Origin of the sequence: Amycolatopsis thailandensis, assembly GCF_042723255.1 — a bacterium.
Classification (GTDB): Bacteria; Actinomycetota; Actinomycetes; order Mycobacteriales; family Pseudonocardiaceae; genus Amycolatopsis; species Amycolatopsis thailandensis.
Window position 1 is genome coordinate 14,863 of sequence record NZ_JBHXJK010000141.1, and the last position, 5,893, is coordinate 20,755.

The 5,893-nt window shown below is 67.1% G+C and carries 6 protein-coding genes; 2 read left to right on the forward strand and 4 right to left on the reverse strand.

Features of this window, described 5'->3' with window-relative positions:
• Positions 1 to 132: 132 nt before the first annotated feature.
• The 4 genes from ACFWMR_RS35935 to ACFWMR_RS35950 all read right to left on the reverse strand — a co-directional run bounded on the left by ACFWMR_RS35935 (position 133) and on the right by ACFWMR_RS35950 (position 3,534).
• Complete coding sequence (locus tag ACFWMR_RS35935; RefSeq protein WP_244199981.1) at positions 133 to 1,041, reverse strand: M23 family metallopeptidase; 909 nt, start codon at positions 1,039 to 1,041, stop codon at positions 133 to 135.
• A 161-nt stretch (positions 1,042 to 1,202) separates the two neighbouring features.
• On the reverse strand, positions 1,203 to 1,892 hold the full coding sequence (locus ACFWMR_RS35940; RefSeq protein ID WP_378381623.1) for a hypothetical protein: 690 nt from the start codon (positions 1,890 to 1,892) through the stop codon (positions 1,203 to 1,205).
• 77 nt (positions 1,893 to 1,969) lie between these two features.
• The gene (locus ACFWMR_RS35945) at positions 1,970 to 2,764 is read right to left on the reverse strand and encodes a transporter substrate-binding domain-containing protein (protein WP_378381624.1); all 795 of its coding nucleotides are present in this window, start codon (positions 2,762 to 2,764) and stop codon (positions 1,970 to 1,972) included.
• Positions 2,764 to 3,534 carry a nucleotidyltransferase domain-containing protein gene (locus ACFWMR_RS35950; RefSeq protein ID WP_378381625.1) on the reverse strand — a complete coding sequence of 257 codons (771 nt, stop codon included), beginning with the start codon at positions 3,532 to 3,534 and terminating at the stop codon, positions 2,764 to 2,766. Before ACFWMR_RS35950 ends, ACFWMR_RS35945 begins: the two co-directional genes overlap by 1 nt.
• A 128-nt stretch (positions 3,535 to 3,662) precedes the next feature.
• Here ACFWMR_RS35950 and ACFWMR_RS35955 point away from each other — a divergent pair, with 128 nt between their 5' ends.
• Both ACFWMR_RS35955 and ACFWMR_RS35960 read left to right on the forward strand, forming a co-directional pair.
• A complete protein-coding gene (locus tag ACFWMR_RS35955; RefSeq protein ID WP_007033414.1) occupies positions 3,663 to 3,887 on the forward strand; it encodes a PspC domain-containing protein in 225 nt (74 codons plus the stop codon).
• Positions 3,888 to 4,060: 173 nt separating this feature from the next.
• Complete coding sequence (locus tag ACFWMR_RS35960) at positions 4,061 to 5,707, forward strand: hypothetical protein (RefSeq protein WP_378381626.1); 1,647 nt, start codon at positions 4,061 to 4,063, stop codon at positions 5,705 to 5,707.
• Positions 5,708 to 5,893: the final 186 nt, after the last annotated feature.

Below are 5,893 nucleotides of genomic sequence, written 5' to 3' on the forward strand. Positions count from 1 at the left end.
GCACCCGCCGGCCGGGGCGCTTGGTCGTCTCCCTACACCCCCCACCGCCCCCCCCCCCCGATTTCTTGCGCGCCCCCATTAGGACACTTTTTGTCCTAAGGGGACCCCTCATGACACGCGCTGGGGACAGGATCAGCCGCAGTGTTCCAGCGGGGATTCGTAGCTGGACGAGCCCGCCGAGCCGCCCCACCTGACGCACTTCGCGCCGGCGGCCGCGCTCACCGGACCCGCGTAGTACTCGAAGCTGCCGGAGTCGGACTTCCTGGCCGCGCCTTCCACTTCGAGGAAGGCCGAAACCGCGCTGGCCGTGCCGACCGAGGTGGCCTTGATGGTGGTGACGCAGTTGTTCTTGTTCGTGCTGTTGTACAGCAGGTACGTGGTCGCGGCGCTGCCGAGCGCCTGCGAGTCGATCACCTTGTAGCCGTCGCCGCACACCTCGACGGCGTCGTACGGGTTGGGGTTCCCGTTGCCGCTGCAGGTGTTCTTGGAGGTCACGTTGGCGTTGGGGTAGCCGAACTTCACGCCGTTGAAGTACGCGGGCTTGATGTTGCTCGGCCACGAGGAGTCGTTGGTGCGGACCTCGTAGTGCAGGTGCGGGCTGATGTTGTTGCCCGGCTTGGAGGTGTTGCCGACTTCGCCGATCTTCTGCCCCTGCGCGACCTGCGCGTTGAGCCCGACCGAGCGGACCTTCAGGTGCGCGTAGTAGGTCGACCATCCCCCACCGTGGTCGATCTTCACCAGGTTGCCGAACCCGTTGTCCGACCCCTGGTGGGCCGAGATGACGACCTTGCCCGCGGCCGCCGCGACGACGGTGTCGCCCAGGTCCGCCCCCGCGGAGCTGCCGCGGTTGAAGTCGATTTCGTACGCCTTGTGCGCGCTGGAGTTGTCGTTGTCGCCGTTCCACACCTGGTTGCAGGGGAAGGGCAGCTGGAAGTTGGGACGGGGCCCGACGGCGGCTTCGGCCGACGTCGCGGTGATCGCGAGTCCGGCCATGCCCAGCAGGGCGGTGGCGGCCGCGGTGACCACTCGTCTGAGTCTCATCGGTTTGTCCTTTCTCGGCGTTTCGCGAGAAAGCGTCCCGAAAGGGCGTACAAGCGAGATACAAACGACCACGAGTCCTCCCGGCCGAGGGGGGACCGGGAGGACTCGTGCCGCCGCCGCACCGGATCTGTCCGCGCCTTCCCCGATCCGATGCGGGTGCCTCAGCCGACCCGCTCGATGGTGGCCCGGCGGATCAGGAACTTCCCCGGTTCGCGGACCTGTTCGAAGGCCGCGTTGTTCAGCAGCGCGCAACTGCCGGAAGTGCCGGTGACCTCGACGGTCGTGGACTTGTCGTTGTCCAGGTTCGTCACCTTCAGCTTGGTGCCTTCGGGAAACTCGCCGCTCGACGCGGCCGGCGCGCCGCCCTCTCCGGACAGCGTCACGGTGGAGCCCTGGCAGACGACCTCGCCACTCCCGGCGGCGTCCTTCTGCCCGGCCGCCGCGTCCTCCCGCATCGCCGCCTCGTCCTCACCCGCCATGGCGTCGTTCATCCCGGCGTCCTTTTCGGCGGCCTTCTCCGCCTCGTCGGCGGCCTGGTTCCGCTCCTGCTTCCCGCCGTCCGCCCGCACGTCTTCGGTGCAGCCCGCGGTCTGGCGGCGCTGCTGGATGAGGTCGACGACGGCCTGCCGGTTCCCGATCCGCGCTTCGGAAAGAGCGTCCGGCTTCGCTTGCTGGCCCGCGATGAAGTTGAGGTTGTTCCGAAGGGCGGTGTCGAGCCCCTGGCAGCTTTCCGCGGCCTGCCCGTCCGGAGTGCTGATCGCGAACATCGCCGCGGCGATCGCGGCCACCCCGAGGACGGACGCGATGCCGATCGTCGCCCGCTTGCGGTGTTTCCCGGCGCTGTTCATCATCCGTGTTCCTCCGGTCTGATTCCTCCTCACCCACATCCAGGAATACGGCCGGATAACGAAAGTGGTTCAAACCGATTTCAGCCGAGCCACGGCTTCGCGATGCGCGCGTAAGTACCGTCGTTCAGCGCGAGGTGCAACCACTGATCGGTCCATTCCTTGAACACGACGTCGCGCGGCAGCAGGTACGCCTTCTCCGAAAAGGTGAACGGCTCATCGGGATGCACCGCGCACAGGCGCGGGTTTTGCTTTGCCTGCCAACGGGTTTCGGTCGCGTCGGTGATCATCAGGTCGGCACGGCCCGCCATGATCTCGGCGAAGATCGTGTTGTTGTCCGGATGCCGCACGATCCTCGCCTGCTTGAGGTTGGCGTCCGCGAACTGTTCGTTGGTACCACCCGGATTCACGATCGCCCGGACGCCGGGCCGATCGATCTGCTCCAGGGTCCGGAACCGATTTTCGTTCTCGCACAACGTGATCGGCGTCTTGCCGTCACGGAGGTAAGGGACGGTGTAGAAGCCCTTCTTCGCCCGGTCCAGGGTCACCGACACACCGCCCATGGCGAGGTCGCATTTCCGCCCGACGTCGTCGGCGATCGCCTTCCAGGTGGTCTGGACTAGCTGGAGCCGGACGCCGAGCCGCCGGGCCAGGTCGCCGGCGAGATCGATGTCGATCCCGCTCCACGCGCCGTCGGCGTCGCGATGGGTGAACGGGCGATAGTCCCCCGTCGAGCACACGCGGATCTCGCCGCGCGCCTGGACGACGTCGAGCCTGCTCCGCGCGCCCTGATCTTCGGGCGCGGCACTGGCCGTGCCGATTCCCAGCACGGTCAGCACCGCGACTCCGAACGTGAGCGCTTTCGCCTTGATCGTCATCAAGGCATCTTCCACGCCCTGAGGTAGGCCTGCACGAGCCAAGCGTCGACCCAGCCGGTGTCCGGCACCTCCGGCAGCGGCGACGCCCCGCGCACCAGTTCGTCGAGACGGCGCTCGAGAGACTCGGCCGCTTCCAGTGCTTCCTCGCGGGACTTCTTGCCCTGCCTCAGATCGCGGAGCCAGCCCAGCCACGGCTCGGGGACCGGCAGCGTGATCCGCCCGGTCTCCAGCAGCTCCACACCCTGCACGCCGAGGCGCACCATGTGCATGGCGAACTTCGTGTCGAAGCCGTACTTCTCGATCAGCTCCGGCCTGCCCGCCTTGCCCCGCAGCCCCAGCATCCGCTCCCGCTGGGCGCGCGAGTAGCCGAGGAACCGCAGACCCGCGACGCGCGAGACGATCCGGTGCGCGTTCTCGCGCAGTTCGGCGCCGAGCTCGTCGATCGCGACGATCTCGCTCTCCGGCACGAACAACGGCAGCAGGACGGTCGGGTTCCCGTTGAGCGCGAGGCGCAGCCACTTGCGCAGTGAGTAGACGGTCAGGTCGAGGTCGCCAGGACCAGACCGTACACCTTCGGGCTGCGTGCGGAAGATGTACTGCTCGAACCGCTTCAGGCCGATCACGTGACTGGGCGGCTCGACGCAGATGCCGAGCTCGTCCCGGTCGTCCTGGCCCAGCACGGCGGTGCCGTGCAGCCCGGACCCGACCTGGCAGCGCAGGATCGTGCCCTGCTCGGCGATGGCGGCGAATTCGGGGCTGTCGTGTTTCACCCGAGAAGTCATACCGCCGAAGACACTCGCCGGGCATCCGGTTTTCGGTCTCTCAGGGTCGGATTCCAGGGTCGTCCCAGGGCCGTTCCCCGATGTGCCGGGGGTCGGTCCCGGGCGAACATGGATCCATGACGAACAGCGTGTACACCCCTCAGGCCACCAAGAAGCTCTACCGCAGCCGGACCGACAAGATGCTCGCGGGCGTCGCCGGCGGCTGGGCCGCCTACCTCGGCGTCGACGCCGCGATCCTGCGCATCGCCCTCGTGGCGGGCGTGTTCTTCACCGCCGGCTTCGCGATCCCGCTCTACGCCGCCGCGTGGCTCCTGACTCCGGAGCAGCCGGGCGAATCCTGATCGGGGCGGACGCCGCGCGCAGGGGACGCGGCGTCCGCCCAAGGGGGCAGGGGGATGGACGAAAGGCCCGGACATGGGGATGTCCGGGCCTTTCGCTTTTCGGGCGCGCGAACCCGGCGATGCCGTTACACTTCCCCTGACTTTGTCACAGGGAGTGGGAAGCGGGGGCCTCCATGGCCGGCAAGTACCTCAGCCTCAGCGAGTACAAGCGGATGCTGGAAGAAGCATTGAACGACTTCCACAAGGCGCTCACCAGGCGCTGGATGGAAGACGCCGTCGACGCCATGACGCACCTTTCGCCCACCGTTCCGTGCTCGGCGGAGTCCTGGGCCTGGCAGTGGCCTCCCGAGGCGTACGGACACCTGTCGGGCTCCGAGGATTTCTGCGGATACCTCACGTGGGTCGAAGACGGTATGAACGGCCACTACAAGGACGTCCACTGCGACGGTCACAACCCGCAGACCGGGAACGACATCGAGTGCCATGTCGAACGGAACCTGGCGCAGATCGAGCGGCTGGCCTGGAACCGGCGGCAGGAAGTCGCGAAGTTCGTCCCGCAACTGGAGGGGCCCGACCTCGCGAAGCTCGAGGCCGCCCACGACACCTACCTCAAGATCGCGGGCAACCTGGGCTTCAAGGACACGAAAGAGAACGTGACCGCCCTGCTCGGGAAACGCGAGGTCGTCGACAACGTCCAGTACCTGGCGGGCCGGACCGGCGAGGAACAGCTGTGGTTCACCGGATGGACCGGGCTGGCCGCCGCGACCTTCAAAGCCGGGTTCTTCGCCTCCGTGGCGCCGACCCTGCAGAACCAGTCCCTCGTGCTCGCCAGCCTGGCGACCCTGTACTCCACCCGTGCCACGACGATCGAGGCCACCCGCCGCAACATCATCCGCTGCCTGAACTGGGCCACCCCGAAACTCGACGAGAAGATCACCGTCAAGACCTTCGAGCTGGGCGACAAGATGGACACCCTCGACCGCGTGCGATCGACCCTCGGGGTGGTGACGAGCCTTTCGAAAGAGGTCGGCAAGGTCATGTCGCCGATCGGCACCGCGCTCGGTCTGCTCGGCTACCTCGGCGGCATCGCCCAGGAGATGACCGAGACACGCAACGCCATGAGTCTCCAGGAGATCTTGCAGGGGCTGGACACCTCGCTCCACGAGCAGCATGTCGCGCTGGACACCCTCGAAGAGGACTTCACCGCGGACGTGACCCGGTTGCAGCGGGCGATCGCCGAGGTGCACAGCTTCAACCTGGAGCTCTACGACCTCACCGCGAACTCCGCGACGGGCAGGCCCGACAAACGAAGGTTCGAGGTCGATCTCAAGTTCGTCATGGACATCGCGAAAGCCTGTTTCGACGCGGCCGAGTCCTATTCGGGGCAACTGCGGACGCTCATGACGGCGGACGCGGCCGACCGGCACCTCTCCGGCCGTGACTGGGCGACGTGCACGGGGGACGACACGACGCTGGAGATCCGCGACGCCCTCGAACAGTTCATGAGGACCGCCTGCGCGCGGTTCCTGCTGGCCGGCGAACAGGTCATGAAGGCCGCCGAGGCCTACGCGAACACCGACGCCGAAAAGAAGGCGATCCTCCAGGAACTCCTCAAGGACTGGAAGGACGAGGGGATCGCCAGGAACCGGGGCAAGATCGACCCCAATCCCGAGACCACGGAACGGGAAGACCCGGGCAAGGAGGCACAGGGCACCGACCGGCGGGGCCTCGAACCGCGGAAGCCCGAAGATCCGAACTCCCTCGCCCCGTATGAGAAGGACCGGCGGAAGGACGGCGAGGAGTACCGGATAGACGGCTAGGCCCAGCGGCGGATCTTGAGTGTTTCGGGTCGTTCTCTTGAGGGGCAGGGCAATGGTGTCCTGTCGGATGGCAAGTCCGTGAAGGCCTCCTTGAGGGACTCTGGGTCCCTCAAGGAGGCCTTCACGGACCGGCGCTCGACGGTGACGACCCAGGCGAAAGGGACGTTCACCCCGTCGCCAGATCGG

Coding starts and splice junctions, on each gene's coding strand:
- ACFWMR_RS35955 (WP_007033414.1), top strand. CDS start 3,663: ATGACGAACAGCGTGTACACCCCTCAGGCCACCAAGAAGCTCTACCGC.
- ACFWMR_RS35935 (WP_244199981.1), bottom strand. CDS start 1,041: ATGAGACTCAGACGAGTGGTCACCGCGGCCGCCACCGCCCTGCTGGGC.
- ACFWMR_RS35940 (WP_378381623.1), bottom strand. CDS start 1,892: ATGATGAACAGCGCCGGGAAACACCGCAAGCGGGCGACGATCGGCATC.
- ACFWMR_RS35945 (WP_378381624.1), bottom strand. CDS start 2,764: ATGACGATCAAGGCGAAAGCGCTCACGTTCGGAGTCGCGGTGCTGACC.
- ACFWMR_RS35960 (WP_378381626.1), top strand. CDS start 4,061: ATGGCCGGCAAGTACCTCAGCCTCAGCGAGTACAAGCGGATGCTGGAA.